Raw genomic sequence first — 14,519 nt, 5'->3', positions numbered from 1 at the left:
ATACTTTCTTCGCTGCTCAAGAGTCCCCCCACGAGACCTGAAGCGCGGATTCCGTCATCCGCGCACCCAACTGACACGTGAGATGCGCAGGGGGTTGCAGTGCCGCGCATTACAGTTCGGCATATGGCGAAGAAGCTCGTGATCAAGGTGACCGCAGGGGCCGACGCCCCCGAACGCTGCTCGCAGGCCTTCACGGTGGCCGCCGTCGCCGTCGCGAGCGGCGTCGAGGTATCGCTCTGGCTGACCGGCGAGTCCTCCTGGTTCGCCCTCCCGGGCCGGGCCGCCGAGTTCGAACTCCCCCACGCGGCGCCGCTGCCGGACCTGATCGACTCGATCCTGGCGGCCGGGCGCGTCACGCTCTGCACCCAGTGCGCGGCCCGCCGCGAGATCACGGAGAAGGACGTCCTGGACGGCGTCCGCATCGCCGGCGCCCAGGTCTTCGTCCAGGAAGCCATGACGGACGAGACCCAGGCCCTCGTCTACTGACCTCGACGCTTCTTGCCGTCCAGCTCGTCCCACCACTCGTCCGACTCAGGGTCGCCCGAGGGATCGTCCCACCAGCGGTCCTCCGGGCCCCGGCGGTTCGCGACCATCGCGGCGACCGGGGGGATGAGCATGGCGACCACGCACATGCCGATCGCGACCGGCATGGAGAAGAGCCGCACGACGGCCCAGGCGCCCACGAACAGGACCAGGCAGGCGCCCATCATCCAGAAGTAGACGTGGCGACGGCGTGCGTACACACCTTCAGCGTACGACCGGGCCCGACCACCGTCATACGGCGGTCGGAGGCCCCCCGGGGCCGAGCAGGGCGAGAGGTGCAGGAAAAAGGAAGACCGAAGGGCCGTGCCTCTAGTCCTGGAAATGGCGTCCAACCCCCCAGGAGGCACGGCCCTTCGGCCGGTTCAGCGTTGCGGGATCACACCGCGATGGCGACCTCGGCGAGGCCACCCTTCTGGGCCACGACCTGGCGGTCGGCGGTGCCGCCCGGGACCAGGGCGCGGACGGTCCAGGTGCCCTCGGCCGCGTAGAAACGGAACTGGCCGGTGGCGGAGGTCGGGACCTCGGCCGTGAACTCGCCGGTCGAGTCCAGGAGGCGGACGTAACCGGTGACGGGCGCGCCGTCCTTGGTCACGAAGCCCTGGATGGTGGTCTCACCGGGCTTGATCGTCGAGGCGTCGGGGCCGCCGGGCTGCGCTCCACACATGTCGTTCTGTCCTTACGGTCGAGGGGTCCGGAGGAGGGGAGGGTCCGGGGAATTACTTGTTGGCGCCGAGCTCGATCGGCACGCCGACGAGGGAGCCGTACTCGGTCCACGAGCCGTCGTAGTTCTTGACGTTCGTGACCTCGAGGAGCTCGTGCAGGACGAACCAGGTCAGCGCGGAGCGCTCGCCGATGCGGCAGTAGGCGATGGTGTCCTTCGCCAGATCGACCTGCTCGGCCTCGTAGAGCGCCTTGAGCTCGTCGTCCGACTTGAAGGTGCCGTCGTCGTTGGCGTTCTTCGACCACGGGATGTTGCGGGCGCTCGGCACGTGGCCGGGGCGCTGCGACTGCTCCTGCGGGAGGTGCGCCGGGGCGAGCAGCTTGCCGGAGAACTCGTCGGGCGAGCGGACGTCGACCAGGTTCTGGGCGCCGATCGCGGCCACGACGTCGTCGCGGAAGGCACGGATCGAGGAGTCCTGGGCCTTGGCCTTGTACTCGGTGGCCGGGCGGGCCGGGACCTCGGAGCCGTCGACCAGGTCGCGGGAGTCGAGCTCCCACTTCTTGCGGCCGCCGTCGAGGAGCTTCACGTCCTGGTGGCCGTAGAGCTTGAAGTACCAGTAGGCGTACGAGGCGAACCAGTTGTTGTTGCCGCCGTAGAGGACGACCGTGGTGTCGTTCGCGATGCCCTTCGCCGAGAGGAGCTTCTCGAAGCCCTCCTGGTCGATGAAGTCGCGGCGGACCGGGTCCTGGAGGTCCTGGGTCCAGTCGATCCGGATGGCGTTGCGGATGTGGTTCTTCTCGTAGGCCGAAGTGTCCTCGTCGACCTCGACGATGGCGACCTGCGGGTTGTCGAGGTTGGCCTCGACCCAGTCCGCGTCGACCAGGACGTCGCTGCGAGCCATGCTGTTCTCCTCCGGGGCAGTGTGCGGCGGTGTGGTGCGGGTGTGGTGCGGTACGCGTCATCGCGTGCGTACGGACAGCGGACGTGCGTACGGCTACACAGGGCGGCCCTGTCCTCGCGGTGGGAGGGCCTGAGGAATACGGGAGTGGTGAGTCCCGCTCAGACGGAGCGACAGAGCATGGCGGCGACGCGGCACAGGTCTACTGCCCGCCGCTTCGTGAGATCCGCCTGTCGCTTCATGCCCTCGATCGTAGGGACGGACAGGCGGCCGTGTCACCGGTGTGTCGTATTTTGAGACGCGATCGTCCGAGATACGAGACGCGATCACGGTGCGGAAGGGCTCGGGCCGCCCGCGCGGCCGGGCGTCCGGCCCCGTTTCTACGCCTCGGACAGCGGTGTCTCAGCATGTGACCAAGGGGTGCGCGCAGCGGTCTCCGGAGGCTCTCCGGGGCGTACGCGCCGGTGGTGTCAGCCCGCGAGGGCTATGTCCTTGCCGGTCACCATGACGGCCAGACCCTCCGGCCGGGGCTCGACCTTCTCCACCTTCATGCCGGCGATCATCCCGATCGGGCGCTCGAAGTCGGTGCGCGCGCGGACCATTTCCTCGATGCCCGGGATGCCCTGGCCGGGCACCTCGTCGGCGCGGACCCGGATGGTGTCGCCGTTCACGACGGTCACCGTCGACAGGACCGTGCGGGTCAGGGTGCGGCCCATGACGGTCACTCCGCCGGTCACCTTCACCTTGCCGTTCTCGCCGTAGGCGACGGTGGCCTCCCGGTCGGTGGCGGCGGTGAGGTCCGCGTACGAGATGAGGGCCGTCCCGCTCGCGGAGCCCGCCCTCGCGCCCGCCCAGTCGCCGGTCACGGTGACGTCCCGCAGCCGCACGCTCAGCTCGCCGACCCGGATGCGCCGGCTGCCCGCCGTCGCCGTCACGCCGGTCGCCTTGACGTCGACCTCGTCGAACCGCTTGTCCGCGACCTGGGTGAGGAACGGGAAGCCCTTGATGTCGACCTCGATCGAGTCGGTGTCGGTCGCCGAGAGCTTCACCCGGCTCGACGCCTCCGACTCGGCGTACGCCACGGCCAGCCGGTCGATCCCGACGAGGACACCGCCCAGCACGACGGCCACGACCAACAGAATCCGCAGTGCTCGCATGGGCTGAGTGTCCCCCCGATGGAAATGAATATGTTCGGCCCCCCGACACCAAGATCGACGTGTCGGGGGGCCGGTTGGTTCCCGGGCGGCCTCCGGATCAGGGTCTGGTCAGGGCCGCGTCAGGGCTGTGTCGGGGCGGCGCCAGGGCCCTGCCGGAGTCAGGCCAGGGCCCGGCCAAGCAGGTACACGGCGGGCGCCGCGGCCGTCAGCGGCAGCGCGACACCGGCCGTCATGTGGACGAAGCGGGACGGGTAGTCGTAGCTGGCCACCCGCAGGCCGACGAGCGCGCACACCCCGGCGCCGAGGCCGAGCAGCGCCCCGGAGGCGCCCAGGCCGGTGAGCCCGCCGGCCGCGATCCCCGCGCCCGCGGAGGCGAGCAGCGCGACGACCAGGGACACCGGGCCGGGCAGTGGAAGGGCCCGTGCCAGGACGGTGGCGGCGACGGCGATCCCGCCGACGACCACCGCGTCGGACGCGGCGCCGAGGTGCCCGGTGGCGATGACGGTCAGCGCCGCCGAGGCCACGGTGGCCATCAGGCCGTACATCCGCTCGTCCGGATCGGCGTGGCTGCGCAGCTGGAGGACGAGGCAGAGCAGCACCCAGACGCCGAGCGTGCCGAGGATCGCGGCGGCCGCGTGCTCCTTGCCGGTGGCGAGCAGGGCGGCGTCGGCGGCGAGTCCGCCGGCGAAGGCGAGGGCGATGCCCTGCCGGGCGGGCCACATGCCGTTGAGCCGGAACCAGCCGGCGGCGGTGAGGCCCTGGAGCAGGACGAGCGGGACGAGCAGGCCGTACGTGCCGAGGGCGGCGCCCCCGGCGAGCAGCAGTCCGAGGACGGCGGTCAGCGCGGCGGGCCGCATCCCGGGCTCGATCACCGGCGAACGGCCTTCGGCGCGGGCGCGCTGGGCGTCGGTGATCCGGGTGTTCCCCGAGATGGTGGGCGAGGACCAGGCGGGTCCCGCCGCGTCCGCGCCCGCGCCGGGACCGGGCTCAGGAGCGGGGACGGAAGCCGGGGCGGGAGCCGGGGCATGGGCCGGGACCGGCGCCGCGGCCTGCTGCGGCTCGGCGGGGTACCCGTACGCCGGATACGGCTGGTACGCCTCCTGCGCCCCGTGGGGCGCAGGAGCCTGGTGCTGGGGTTGTGGCTGGGGCCGCGCGGCCTGTACCTGGTCGTACGAGACGGCCGGCTGGTACTGGGTGTCCCAGGTCTGCCCCTCCCACGTCTGGGTGACGTCGGGGTTCTCCAGGCCCTGCCCCTGGTTCCCGTTCGCGTACGGGTCGTACTGCTGCCCGCCGTAGTACTGGTCGTTGCTCATTGCTCTGGGGTTCACCCTCCTGCGAACGGGGGGAGCACCTCGACCGTGCCGCCCTCGGCAAGCCGTACCGTCTCATGGCTCCGGGTCCCGACGGGGTCGCCGTCGACCAGGAACGAGCACCGCCGGAGGACCTGGACGAGCTCGCCCGGATGCTTCGCGCGGGCCGCGTCGAGCGCCTCCGCGAGGTGCTCGGCGGTGTACGGCTCCTCCGCGACACCGGCCGCGGCCTTGGCCGCGGCCCAGTAGCGGATGGTTCCCGCTGCCATAACGGCGCTCCCTTCGTTCGTGTGCGCGCCGCTCCCCATGATGGGCTATGCGCGCGTGAGCCAGTCCCCGAGCCGGGTGAGCAGCTCCTCGTCCGCCGCGTTCTCGGCGTGCCCCATGCCCCGCTCCAGCCACAGTTCCGCGTCGCCGGCCGCGGCCAGCATCCGCGGGTGGTCGAGCGGGAAGTACGCGTCCCGGTCGCCGTGCACGATCAGCAGGGGGGTCGGCGCGATCAGCGGCACGGCCTCCACCGGGGAGAGGGGCACGGGGTCCCAGGCGCGCCGGTCGATCCGGGTGCGGAGCCCGTAACGGCCGACGAGGCGGCCCTCCGGCCGGGTGACCACCCAGTGGAGGCGGCGCATCGGGGCCGTGCCCCGGTAGTACCAGCGGGCGGGTGCGGAGACGGCGGCCACCGCATCGGCGCGTCCTGCCGTCCCCCGGTCCAGGGCCGCGTGGCTCAGGACCACGGATCCGCCCATGGAGAAGCCGACCGTCGCCACGCGCGCGTGGCCGAGGGCGCGGGCCCAGCGGACGGCGGCGGACAGGTCGAGGACCTCCCGGTCGCCGACGGTGGAGCGGCCGCCGGAGCCGCCGTGCCCGCGGAAGGAGAAGGTCACGACGGCCGCGCCGCGCTCCGCGAAGGCCCGGGCGGCGCGCCGGACGGCGGGCCGATCGGCCGACCCGGTGAACCCGTGGGCGACGACGACGGCCGTATCGGTGACACTTGCGGCAGAGGGTTCGTAAACCGCCTCGATCCGGACACCGTCATCGGTACGCAACATGGCCCGGCGCGATCCGGAAGTGATCAGGGAGACATCCACCATGTGAAATCCGCCCTCTCCCTCTGAACTCATGTGGGCTATTCTGCTGGGCAGAGGATCCGGGCGACGCAGCCCCCGGGTCCTTTTGCGTTTTCCGACCGTTGTTACGGACGGATGAACAAAAGCTCTCAGGGCGCGAGAGCCGGCAGTGATCTGTACGAAGCGGTGCACGTCACGAAGCAGTGCACGTCCTCGCAGGGACCGAGGAGGAACCGACGTTATGAGCGAGCGTACGAAGCACGACCGACCGACCGACGAGGCGGGGGAACACCCCCTGCTCCAGCGCGGCCGAGGGCTTGGGGGCGCGACGCGATGAGTTCACTGCTGCTCCTCACCAACGCTCTCCAGCCGTCGACCGAGGTGCTGCCCGCACTCGGCCTGCTGCTCCACAACGTCCGGGTGGCCCCGGCCGAGGGCCCCGCCCTCGTGGACACCCCCGGCGCGGACGTGATCCTCGTCGACGGCCGGCGGGACCTCCCGCAGGTGCGTTCGCTCTGTCAGCTGCTGCGGTCCACCGGGCCCGGCTGTCCGCTGATCCTCGTCGTCACCGAGGGCGGCCTCGCGGCCGTCACCGCCGACTGGGGCATCGACGACGTCCTCCTCGACACCGCGGGCCCGGCCGAGGTCGAGGCCCGCCTCCGGCTCGCGATGGGCCGGCAGCAGATCGTCGCCGACGACTCCCCCATGGAGATCCGCAACGGCGACCTGTCGGTCGACGAGGCGACGTACAGCGCGAAGCTCAAGGGCCGGGTCCTGGACCTGACCTTCAAGGAGTTCGAGCTGCTCAAGTACCTGGCCCAGCACCCGGGCCGGGTCTTCACCCGCGCGCAGCTCCTCCAGGAGGTGTGGGGGTACGACTACTTCGGCGGCACCCGGACGGTCGACGTCCACGTGCGGCGGCTGCGGGCCAAGCTGGGCCCCGAGCACGAGTCGCTCATCGGCACCGTCCGTAACGTCGGCTACCGCTTCGTCACCCCGGAGAAGGTCGAGCGGGCGGCGGAGGAGGTCCGCTCCCAGACGGAGGACTCCCGGGCCCAGGAGAAGGCCCGGGCGAACGCCGGCGTCAAGGCCGCCACGGCGGACGTCACCCCCTCGGAGGACAGGAACGTGGCGGACGCCACAGTGCGACCTGCCGGTAGGTAGGTCACCCCGCGTAGACTGCCGCGCGTGGCCAAGGTGACGCGGGATGACGTAGCTCGACTGGCAGGTACTTCTACCGCGGTCGTGAGCTACGTCATCAACAACGGACCCCGGCCGGTCGCCCCGGCCACGCGCGAGCGTGTCCTCGCCGCGATCAAGGAACTGGGCTACCGCCCCGACCGGGTGGCCCAGGCCATGGCGTCCCGGCGCACGGACCTCATAGGCATGATCGTCCCCGACGCGCGGCAGCCGTTCTTCGCCGAGATGGCCCACGCGGTCGAGCAGGCCGCCGCCGAGCGCGGGAAGATGGTGCTCGTCGGCAACTCCGACTACCGCACCGAGCGCGAGGTCCACTACCTGCGCGCCTTCCTCGGGATGCGGGTCTCCGGACTGATCCTGGTCAGCCAGGGCATGAGCGAGCAGGCCGCGAGCGAGATCGAGGCCTGGGACGCGCGCGTGGTGCTGCTCCACGAGCGGCCCGAGGCGATCGACGATGTGGCCGTCGTGACCGACGACATCGGCGGCGCCCAGCTCGCCACCCGGCACCTCCTGGAGCACGGTCACCCGTACGTGGCGTGCCTCGGCGGCGTCCCGAACACCCCGGCCGTCGGCGACCCCGTCGCCGACCACGAGGAGGGCTGGCGGCGGGCCATGCTGGAGGCGGGCCTCTCGATAGAGGGCCGGCTCTTCCAGGCTCCGTACAACCGCTACGACGCCTATCAGGTGGCGCTGAAGCTGCTCTCCGGCCCGGACAGGCCGCCGGCCATCTTCTGCTCCACCGACGACCAGGCCTTCGGTGTGCTGCGGGCGGCGCGCGAGCTGCGCATCGAGGTGCCGACGGAGCTGGCGGTCGCGGGCTTCGACGACGTGAAGGAGGCGGCGCTCACCGACCCGCCGCTGACCACGATCTCCTCGGACCGGCCGGCGATGGCACGGGCGGCGGTGGACCTGGTCCTCGACGACTCGCTCCGGGTGGCGGGCTCGCGCCGCGAGCGCGTGAAGCTCTTCCCGTCGGCGCTGGTGGTCCGCCGCTCCTGCGGCTGCGACGGCGGCTGATCCCGGCTCCGGAACGGCGGCCCGCCGACAGAGCCCGTACGGTCGGCGTCTTCCGCTTCCCGTACGGGCTCTGTCGTGGCGGGCGTCAGAAGATGCCGTTCTGCTTCCACCAGTTCCAGCCGTTGAGCTCCTGGACGGGCCGGAGGATGGTGGGCGCGGTGGCCGAGCCGCGGTAGCCGAGCAACCGGCCGGGGAAGCCTCCCTGGTAGTGCTCGTTGGTCGAGGCCACCAGGTCGTTGGTCCCGTCTCCGTCGTACGAGCCGACGGCGAACAGGTACTCCATGACCTGCCAGCCGCCGCCGATCAGCGTCCGGGCGCCGAGGGTGCCGTTGTTGCGTCCCGGGTAGAACCAGAGCTTCCCGGCGCCGTCGCGCGCGACGAGGTCGGCCTTGCCGTCACGGTTCATGTCGCCGCTGCCGACGAGGAGGTTCATGACCTGCCAGCCGCCACCGATCGCCTTGCGGGCACCGAGCGAGCCGTTGCCGCGGCCGGGGTACAGCCACAGCTTCCCCGCCCCGTCCCGCGCCACCAGGTCGGCCTTGCCGTCACCGGAGAGGTCGCCCACCGCGGTCAGGACGGACATGCCGTTCCAGCCCCCCGTACCGATGTTCTTGCGGGCGCCGAACCATCCGGCGCCGTTGCCCGGATAGAGCCACAGCCTGCCGCCGCGGTCGCGGGTGATCAGGTCCTCGCGGCCGTCGCCGGTGAAGTCGCCGTGCCGGGTCATCGCCGTCATGGAGTTCCAGCCGCCACCGACGAGCCGGCCGTTGCCGTCGCCCGGAAGGAACCAGAGGCGGCCCGCCAGGTCGCGGGAGAGCACATCGGCCCTGCGGTTGTTGTCGAGGTCGCCGAAGCCGGCCGACCGGGTTCCGGGGTCGGAGATCCACCACGGGTAGGCGTCGCCCGAGCACTCGTTCTCGGTCAGCACCATCTTGACCGAGCTGATCGCCCGGTCCATGCTCGCGTCGTAGTCGTGACCACTGCCGTTCGGGGAGACCGGGGAGTACGTGGAGTTCGCGCCGCTCAGCGAGTAGTTCGGATCGCTGTAGACACAGGCGATGGCCGACGACTTGTTGGTGTACGAGCGGATCTTGTTGTCCCAGGTACCCAGCGTGGCCATGCTCTTGTTCGTCTTGAACAGGGTGCCCTGGCCGGACGTTTCGCTGAAGCCGCAGAAGTAACCCGAGGGGCAGCGGTCCATCCACGACGAGGCCTGGGCCGTGTGGGCGGGCAGCGTCGCCGCCAGCAGCCCTCCGGCCAGGACGCCGGTCACCGAGGCCAGTAGCCGTTTCGCCGTCTTGCGCAAGATCGTCTCCCTCCCCGCGCCCCGCACGTCGGGGCGCCTCGGGGTGCACGGTAGACGACGGGTCCGGCCGTCTCCGCCGGGGAGGGGGTCCTCCTCGGCACGAGGGATCCTTATATCGGGCATACAGGCTTCTGTCGGGCTTCTCAGCCGGCCCTCAGACGGCTCTCATGTACGGCTCCGAGAGTCATAGCCATGACGGACTTCCAGGAGCAGCAGCCGCAGCAGCCCTACTACCCGCCGAGGCCGCCGTACGCCCCGGCCCAGTCGCCGGCGGACGCCGGACAGACCGCCGCCCGGCCGATCGCCGGCGAGCCGTACGCCACGCAGCCGCTCTCCACCCGGCCGATCGTCACCGAGCCCGGCACCACCGTCTGGCCGTCCGGTGGCCACGTGCCGCCGTCGGGTCCGCCGGTCCCGCCCGTCGCCGCCATGGGCGCCCCGGCCGCCGCCCCCGCCGGAGGCCCCGTTCCCCGCCGCCGTGCCAGGCGCGGGGTCGGGCTCATGGCGGCCGTGGCCATCGCGGCCGCGGCGGTCGGCGGCGGCACGGCGACGCTCGTCCAGCAGTTCGCCTCCGACACCCCGGTCGCCGCCTCCTCGGCCGTGAGCGGCACCAACGTCTCCACGGGCAGCACGGGCACGGTCGCCGGCGTCGCCGAGGCCGTCTCCCCGTCCATCGTCGAGATCGCCGCGAGCTCCACCTCCGGCAAGTCCACCGGCTCGGGCGTGATCATCACCTCCGACGGCGAGATCGTCACCAACAACCACGTGATCTCCGGCGCCTCCGAGATCACCGTGCGGCTCAGCGACGGCAGGAGCCACCGGGCCGAGGTCGTCGGCACGGACCCCGACAAGGACCTGGCGCTCATCAAGCTGAAGGACGCCTCCGGGCTCAAGGCGGCCACGCTCGGCGACTCCTCGAAGGTGCGGGTCGGCGACCAGGTCGTGGCGATCGGCTCCCCCGAGGGCCTGACCGGGACCGTCACCAGCGGCATCGTCTCCGCGCTCGACCGGGACGTGACCGTCGCGAAGGACGAGGAGAGCCAGGGGCAGGGCCAGGGGCAGCGGTACGACCCCCGGCAGGGCTGGCCGTTCGAGTTCGGCGGACAGCAGTTCAACGGCGACACCGGCTCGTCGAAGACCACGTACAAGGCGATCCAGACCGACGCCTCGCTCAATCCGGGGAATTCCGGCGGCGCGCTGATCAATATGAACGGCGAGATCATCGGAATCAATTCGGCCATGTATTCGCCCAGTTCTTCGAACGGTTCCACGGCCGGGAGCGTCGGCCTCGGATTCGCCATCCCGGTCTCCACCCTGAAGGCCGACCTGGAGAGCCTGCGCGCGGGCGGCGACAGCTGACCGGCGAGCGGGCGTCGTGCGACGCTGAGCCCATGACGGGACAGCGACACGAAGCCGAACGGATCCTCATCGTCGACGACGAGCCCGCCGTGCGGGAGGCCCTGCGCCGCAGCCTCGCCTTCGAGGGGTACGGGACGCAGGACGCCGTCGACGGCCTGGACGCGCTCGCCCGGATGGAGGCGTACGCCCCCGATCTCGTCGTCCTCGACGTCCAGATGCCCCGCATGGACGGGCTGACCGCGGCCCGCCGGATCAGGGCCTCCGGCTCCACCGTGCCGATCCTGATGCTCACCGCCCGCGACACCGTCGGCGACCGGGTCACCGGGCTCGACGCGGGCGCGGACGACTACCTGGTGAAGCCCTTCGAGCTGGACGAGCTGTTCGCCCGGATCAGGGCGCTGCTGCGGCGCAGCTCGTACGCCTCGGCCACGGCCGCCGGCCCCGCCGACACCGACGTGCTGGCCTTCGAGGACCTGCGGATGGACCTGGCCACGCGCGAGGTGACCCGGGGCGGGCGGACGGTCGAGCTGACGCGGACCGAGTTCACGCTCCTGGAGATGTTCCTGGCGCACCCACGGCAGGTGCTGACCCGGGAGCAGATCCTCAAGGCCGTGTGGGGCTTCGACTTCGAGCCGAGTTCGAACTCGCTGGACGTGTACGTGATGTACCTGCGGCGCAAGACGGAGGCGGGCGGCGAGCCGCGCCTCGTGCACACGGTGCGGGGCGTGGGATACGCGCTGCGCGGAGGGGGCGGGGAGTGAGGAGTCCCCTCACCTGGTTCCGGTCACGGCCGCTGCGGTCCCGGCTGGCGCTCCTGACGGCGACGGCGGTCGCCGTGGCGGTGGCGGCGGTGTCGCTGGCCTGCTGGTTCGTGACGCGGGCGCAGTTGGAGGCGGAGCTGGACTCCTCGCTGCGCGGCACCCGGCTCACGGACGAGCAGGCGCGGAGGCTGCTCGGCTCCTGCGCCCCGGGGGCTCAGAACCGCCCGCTGGCCGGGCCCGCGCAGACCTTGCAGATCGTCACCGTCACCGGCGACCTCTGCACGCTCGGCACCTCCCCGATCCCCGCCCGGGCCGGGGACCTCGCGGTCGCGCGGGGCGAGCAGCCGTTCGCGCTGCACACCACGAACGCCGAGAACGGCACGGAGATGCGGGTGTACTCGTATCCCGTGTCGATCGCCGGCCAGCCGGTCGCGGTCTCGGTCGCCCGTCCGCTGTACGAGATCGACAACTCGATGTCGACCCTGCGCTGGGTGCTGCTCCTGGTCTCGGGGATCGGGGTCGTCGGCGCGGGCGCGGCGGGCCTGTGGGTGGCGCGGACCGGCCTGGAGCCGGTGAACCGGCTGACCGGGGCGGTCGAGCACGTGGCCGCGACCGAGGACCTGACCGTGCGGATCCCGGTGGAGGGCGAGGACGAGATCGCCCGTCTGTCGCGTTCGTTCAACGCGATGACGGCGGCGCTCGCCACCTCCCGCGACCGGCAGGCGCAGCTGATCGCGGACGCGGGCCACGAGCTGCGGACCCCGCTCACCTCCCTCCGTACGAACGTCGAACTGCTCGCGCGCAGCGAGGAGACGGGCCGGGCCATCCCGCCGGACGACCGGCGGGCCCTGATGGCCTCGGTGAAGGCGCAGATGACGGAGCTGGCGGCGCTGATCGGCGACCTCCAGGAGCTGGCCCGCCCGGACGCGGCGCAGCCCGGCCCCCTGGAGGTGGTCCCGCTCCACACGATCCTGCGGACGGCCCTGGACCGGGCGCGGCTGCGCGGCCCCGAACTGGCCCTGGTCACGGACCTGGCGCCCTGGTACGTACGGGCGGAACCGGCCGCCCTGGAGCGGGCCCTGATGAACGTCCTGGACAACGCGGTGAAGTTCTCGCCGCCGCGCGGCACGATCGAGGTGACCCTGATGCGCGGCGAACTGACCGTCCGCGACCAGGGCCCCGGCATCGCCCCCGACGAGCTCCCGCACGTCTTCGACCGCTTCTGGCGCTCCCCCTCGGCCCGCAGCCTCCCGGGCTCGGGCCTCGGCCTCTCGATCGTGGCCCGCACGGTCCACCACGCGGGCGGCACGATCACCCTCACCCCGGCGGAGGGCGGCGGCACGGTGGCGACGGTCCGGCTGCCGGGGGCACCGACGCCGCCGCCGGAGGGGTGAAGGGCCCCCGACCGGGGTGGGAAAAACCCTTCGGCGATCGGCCGCCGCCCGGGGCAGAGTGACGTCATGGACGACGGACGCGGACTTGCCCCCGACGGAACGATCCTGCGTGAAGGCGCCCTGGAGCGCGTGGCGCCGGCGTTCGCGCCGGTCGTCGAGGCGGCGCGGGCCCGGATCTCCGGCGCGTTCGGTCCTGACCGGCTGCACAGCGCCTACCTGTACGGCAGCCTTCCCCGCGGCACCGCGATCCCGGGCGCCTCGGACCTCGACCTCCAGCTCGCCCTGTACGACGAGCCCACGGCGGCCGACCGGGCCACCGCCCGCGCCTTGGAGTCGGCGCTCGACCGGGACTTCCCGGTGATCGACGGCGTCGGCGTCCTGCTCTCCAGCTCCCGGACGTTGCTCAGCGAAGCCGAACGCCACGACGGGGGCTTCTTCGTCGCCTGCCTCTGCACCCCGCTCATCGGCCCCGACCTCGCCGACGAACTGCCCCGCTACCGCCCCACCTCGCTCCTGGCCCGCGAGACGAACGGCGACCTCGGCCTGCTCCTCCCCGGCTGGCGTACGCGCGCCGCCGAGGGCACCGACCCGCGCGGCCTCGGGCGGCGGGTCGGCCGACGGCTCGTCCGTACCGGCTTCACCCTCGTCATGCCCCGGTGGGGCGGCTGGACCAGCGACCTCGACCGGCAGGCCGCCGCCTTCGGCGGCTTCTACCCGGAGCGCGCCGGGCAGATGCGGCTGGCGGTGACGACCGGCCGTTCGTCCGCGCCCGATCCGGCGGTCCTCCGGATGCTCGTCGAGGACCTGGGGCCGTGGCTGGCGGCCGAGTACACCGCCGTACACGGCGAGAAGGCCCCGCGGGCCGCCTAGTTGTGCCGGAGCAGGGCTTCGACCAGCCCCGAGCGGGTGTTCGGGAAGTCCATGGGGACGATCCCGAGCCCCGTACGGCCGGACATCTCGGCGCCGTCGAGGAAGCCGTGCACGCGCGGGTTCAGCCGGTCGGAGTTCCAGCGGGGCGGGAGGTAGGCGGAGGTGCTGACGAAGTTGACGTACAGCTTTCCCGGCCGCTCGGCGGCGGCGCGGAAGTGGGCCTCGATCTTCGGGTACTTGGCGTCGGGCAGCGCGTTCCAGTCGTCCTGGACGGCGAAGAGGGAGCCGTCGGCCCATCTCACCCCCGGCAGACCGCCGTTGTCGGAGAGCAGGACGACCCGGCCACGGGCCTCGCCGAGGAGCGGCAGTCCGTCACCGACGCGGAAGAGGGGGCGCCAGCCGCGTCCGTCGAGGTAGTCGTCGAAGACCGCGCGGAAGGTGGCGTCGGACTCCTCGGAGTACTCCTGTTTGACCCGCATGAGGACGGTCTCGGAGGGGTGCGCGGCGAGGAAGTCGCGGCAGGCGACGAGGACGTCCCCGAACATCATGTTCTGGTAGGAGGCGCCGTGGTGGATCGCGAAGGATCCGCCGGTCACCCGGCACCGGATGTCCAGGAACCGGATGCCGCTGTCCAACTGCTGGGCGATGGTGGTGTTCTGGCAGGCGCTCCAGGGCCCGCCGTACCGCGCCCCGGAGTCGTGCGTGCCGGGGATGGTGAGCTGCCGCAGCGGCGTCCCGTCGCCGTGCGCCGCCATCCAGGCCCGTACGTCCACGGCGGAGGCGGCGGGCGCCCCGAGCATCACTCCGGCCCCGGCGGCGAGGGCCCCCACGAGAAAACGTCGTCGCTCCATGCCCGGATGATGTCAGGGTCACGACAAACACACCAGAGGTCTTCCGGACGTGCGCGAAAGGGGGCGGCGGTCCGCCGGAACGGCCGCCGCCCCCTCGCTCAGGGGCCCGGAAGGGCTATTTGACG

At 72.1% G+C, this 14,519-nt stretch carries 17 protein-coding genes; 7 read left to right on the top strand and 10 right to left on the bottom strand.

From position 1 onward, the window contains the following. The first annotated feature begins 123 nt into the window (after nt 1–123). The gene (locus ACFWUY_RS22455; protein ID WP_384111497.1) at nt 124–486 is read left to right on the top strand and encodes a DsrE family protein; all 363 of its coding nucleotides are present in this window, start codon (nt 124–126) and stop codon (nt 484–486) included. Here the strand turns inward: ACFWUY_RS22455 and ACFWUY_RS22450 are convergent. The 8 genes from ACFWUY_RS22450 to ACFWUY_RS22415 all read right to left on the bottom strand — a co-directional run bounded on the left by ACFWUY_RS22450 (nt 480) and on the right by ACFWUY_RS22415 (nt 5,690). After that, complete coding sequence (locus tag ACFWUY_RS22450) at nt 480–824, bottom strand: DUF3099 domain-containing protein (protein WP_384111696.1); 345 nt, start codon at nt 822–824, stop codon at nt 480–482. The genes ACFWUY_RS22455 and ACFWUY_RS22450 overlap by 7 nt on opposite strands. A 95-nt stretch (nt 825–919) precedes the next feature. Next, nucleotides 920–1,207, bottom strand: a complete 288-nt coding sequence (locus ACFWUY_RS22445) for a DUF1416 domain-containing protein (RefSeq protein WP_384111494.1) — start codon at nt 1,205–1,207, stop codon at nt 920–922. 52 nt (nt 1,208–1,259) lie between these two features. Beyond that, nucleotides 1,260–2,105, bottom strand: coding sequence for a sulfurtransferase (locus ACFWUY_RS22440; protein WP_384111491.1), 846 nt, complete (start codon nt 2,103–2,105; stop codon nt 1,260–1,262). Nucleotides 2,106–2,263: 158 nt separating this feature from the next. Beyond that, the gene (locus ACFWUY_RS22435) at nt 2,264–2,344 is read right to left on the bottom strand and encodes a putative leader peptide (RefSeq protein ID WP_350497993.1); all 81 of its coding nucleotides are present in this window, start codon (nt 2,342–2,344) and stop codon (nt 2,264–2,266) included. Nucleotides 2,345–2,572: 228 nt separating this feature from the next. Beyond that, nucleotides 2,573–3,259 (bottom strand): DUF2993 domain-containing protein, encoded by a 687-nt coding sequence (locus ACFWUY_RS22430; protein ID WP_384111488.1) that lies wholly within the window; start codon nt 3,257–3,259, stop codon nt 2,573–2,575. A gap of 158 nt (nt 3,260–3,417) precedes the next feature. Continuing rightward, the gene (locus tag ACFWUY_RS22425; protein WP_384111485.1) at nt 3,418–4,572 is read right to left on the bottom strand and encodes a hypothetical protein; all 1,155 of its coding nucleotides are present in this window, start codon (nt 4,570–4,572) and stop codon (nt 3,418–3,420) included. Nucleotides 4,573–4,583: 11 nt separating this feature from the next. Further along, on the bottom strand, nt 4,584–4,838 hold the full coding sequence (locus ACFWUY_RS22420; protein ID WP_189834445.1) for a MoaD/ThiS family protein: 255 nt from the start codon (nt 4,836–4,838) through the stop codon (nt 4,584–4,586). A 45-nt stretch (nt 4,839–4,883) separates the two neighbouring features. Next, nucleotides 4,884–5,690: an alpha/beta hydrolase gene (locus ACFWUY_RS22415; RefSeq protein WP_384111482.1), complete on the bottom strand. Its 807-nt coding sequence runs from the start codon at nt 5,688–5,690 to the stop codon at nt 4,884–4,886. A 279-nt stretch (nt 5,691–5,969) separates the two neighbouring features. On the opposite strand from ACFWUY_RS22415, the gene ACFWUY_RS22410 reads away from it, so the two are divergent. Further along, a complete protein-coding gene (locus ACFWUY_RS22410) occupies nt 5,970–6,800 on the top strand; it encodes a response regulator transcription factor (protein ID WP_384111479.1) in 831 nt (276 codons plus the stop codon). Between the two features lie 24 nt (nt 6,801–6,824). Next, nucleotides 6,825–7,853: a LacI family DNA-binding transcriptional regulator gene (locus tag ACFWUY_RS22405; protein WP_384111476.1), complete on the top strand. Its 1,029-nt coding sequence runs from the start codon at nt 6,825–6,827 to the stop codon at nt 7,851–7,853. Between the two features lie 85 nt (nt 7,854–7,938). Here ACFWUY_RS22405 and ACFWUY_RS22400 read toward each other — a convergent pair whose 3' ends face one another. Further along, nucleotides 7,939–9,159, bottom strand: coding sequence for an FG-GAP-like repeat-containing protein (locus ACFWUY_RS22400; RefSeq protein ID WP_384111473.1), 1,221 nt, complete (start codon nt 9,157–9,159; stop codon nt 7,939–7,941). Nucleotides 9,160–9,351: 192 nt separating this feature from the next. On the opposite strand from ACFWUY_RS22400, the gene ACFWUY_RS22395 reads away from it, so the two are divergent. The 4 genes from ACFWUY_RS22395 to ACFWUY_RS22380 all read left to right on the top strand — a co-directional run bounded on the left by ACFWUY_RS22395 (nt 9,352) and on the right by ACFWUY_RS22380 (nt 13,543). Continuing rightward, nucleotides 9,352–10,518, top strand: coding sequence for a S1C family serine protease (locus ACFWUY_RS22395; protein ID WP_384111470.1), 1,167 nt, complete (start codon nt 9,352–9,354; stop codon nt 10,516–10,518). Between the two features lie 32 nt (nt 10,519–10,550). After that, on the top strand, nt 10,551–11,279 hold the full coding sequence (locus tag ACFWUY_RS22390) for a response regulator transcription factor (RefSeq protein WP_384111467.1): 729 nt from the start codon (nt 10,551–10,553) through the stop codon (nt 11,277–11,279). Next, on the top strand, nt 11,276–12,673 hold the full coding sequence (locus tag ACFWUY_RS22385; RefSeq protein ID WP_384111464.1) for a sensor histidine kinase: 1,398 nt from the start codon (nt 11,276–11,278) through the stop codon (nt 12,671–12,673). Before ACFWUY_RS22390 ends, ACFWUY_RS22385 begins: the two co-directional genes overlap by 4 nt. A 66-nt stretch (nt 12,674–12,739) precedes the next feature. Next, nucleotides 12,740–13,543: a nucleotidyltransferase gene (locus ACFWUY_RS22380; protein WP_384111461.1), complete on the top strand. Its 804-nt coding sequence runs from the start codon at nt 12,740–12,742 to the stop codon at nt 13,541–13,543. Here ACFWUY_RS22380 and ACFWUY_RS22375 read toward each other — a convergent pair. Continuing rightward, nucleotides 13,540–14,394 (bottom strand): phosphatidylinositol-specific phospholipase C, encoded by an 855-nt coding sequence (locus ACFWUY_RS22375; protein WP_384111458.1) that lies wholly within the window; start codon nt 14,392–14,394, stop codon nt 13,540–13,542. The two genes, ACFWUY_RS22380 and ACFWUY_RS22375, sit on opposite strands and share 4 nt — an antisense overlap. Nucleotides 14,395–14,519: the final 125 nt, after the last annotated feature.

The organism is Streptomyces sp. NPDC058664, assembly GCF_042716635.1.
Lineage (GTDB): Bacteria > Actinomycetota > Actinomycetes > Streptomycetales > Streptomycetaceae > Streptomyces.
This window is presented reverse-complemented; position numbering and strand designations above follow the sequence as displayed.

What these genes read in the sequence shown, in the direction of transcription:
- ACFWUY_RS22455 (WP_384111497.1), top strand. Translation starts at nt 124, where the DNA reads ATGGCGAAGAAGCTCGTGATCAAGGTGACCGCAGGGGCCGACGCCCCC.
- ACFWUY_RS22445 (WP_384111494.1), bottom strand. Translation starts at nt 1,207, where the DNA reads ATGTGTGGAGCGCAGCCCGGCGGCCCCGACGCCTCGACGATCAAGCCC.
- ACFWUY_RS22440 (WP_384111491.1), bottom strand. Translation starts at nt 2,105, where the DNA reads ATGGCTCGCAGCGACGTCCTGGTCGACGCGGACTGGGTCGAGGCCAAC.
- ACFWUY_RS22435 (WP_350497993.1), bottom strand. Translation starts at nt 2,344, where the DNA reads ATGAAGCGACAGGCGGATCTCACGAAGCGGCGGGCAGTAGACCTGTGC.
- ACFWUY_RS22430 (WP_384111488.1), bottom strand. Translation starts at nt 3,259, where the DNA reads ATGCGAGCACTGCGGATTCTGTTGGTCGTGGCCGTCGTGCTGGGCGGT.
- ACFWUY_RS22425 (WP_384111485.1), bottom strand. Translation starts at nt 4,572, where the DNA reads ATGAGCAACGACCAGTACTACGGCGGGCAGCAGTACGACCCGTACGCG.
- ACFWUY_RS22420 (WP_189834445.1), bottom strand. Translation starts at nt 4,838, where the DNA reads ATGGCAGCGGGAACCATCCGCTACTGGGCCGCGGCCAAGGCCGCGGCC.
- ACFWUY_RS22415 (WP_384111482.1), bottom strand. Translation starts at nt 5,690, where the DNA reads ATGAGTTCAGAGGGAGAGGGCGGATTTCACATGGTGGATGTCTCCCTG.
- ACFWUY_RS22410 (WP_384111479.1), top strand. Translation starts at nt 5,970, where the DNA reads ATGAGTTCACTGCTGCTCCTCACCAACGCTCTCCAGCCGTCGACCGAG.
- ACFWUY_RS22395 (WP_384111470.1), top strand. Translation starts at nt 9,352, where the DNA reads ATGACGGACTTCCAGGAGCAGCAGCCGCAGCAGCCCTACTACCCGCCG.
- ACFWUY_RS22390 (WP_384111467.1), top strand. Translation starts at nt 10,551, where the DNA reads ATGACGGGACAGCGACACGAAGCCGAACGGATCCTCATCGTCGACGAC.
- ACFWUY_RS22380 (WP_384111461.1), top strand. Translation starts at nt 12,740, where the DNA reads ATGGACGACGGACGCGGACTTGCCCCCGACGGAACGATCCTGCGTGAA.
- ACFWUY_RS22375 (WP_384111458.1), bottom strand. Translation starts at nt 14,394, where the DNA reads ATGGAGCGACGACGTTTTCTCGTGGGGGCCCTCGCCGCCGGGGCCGGA.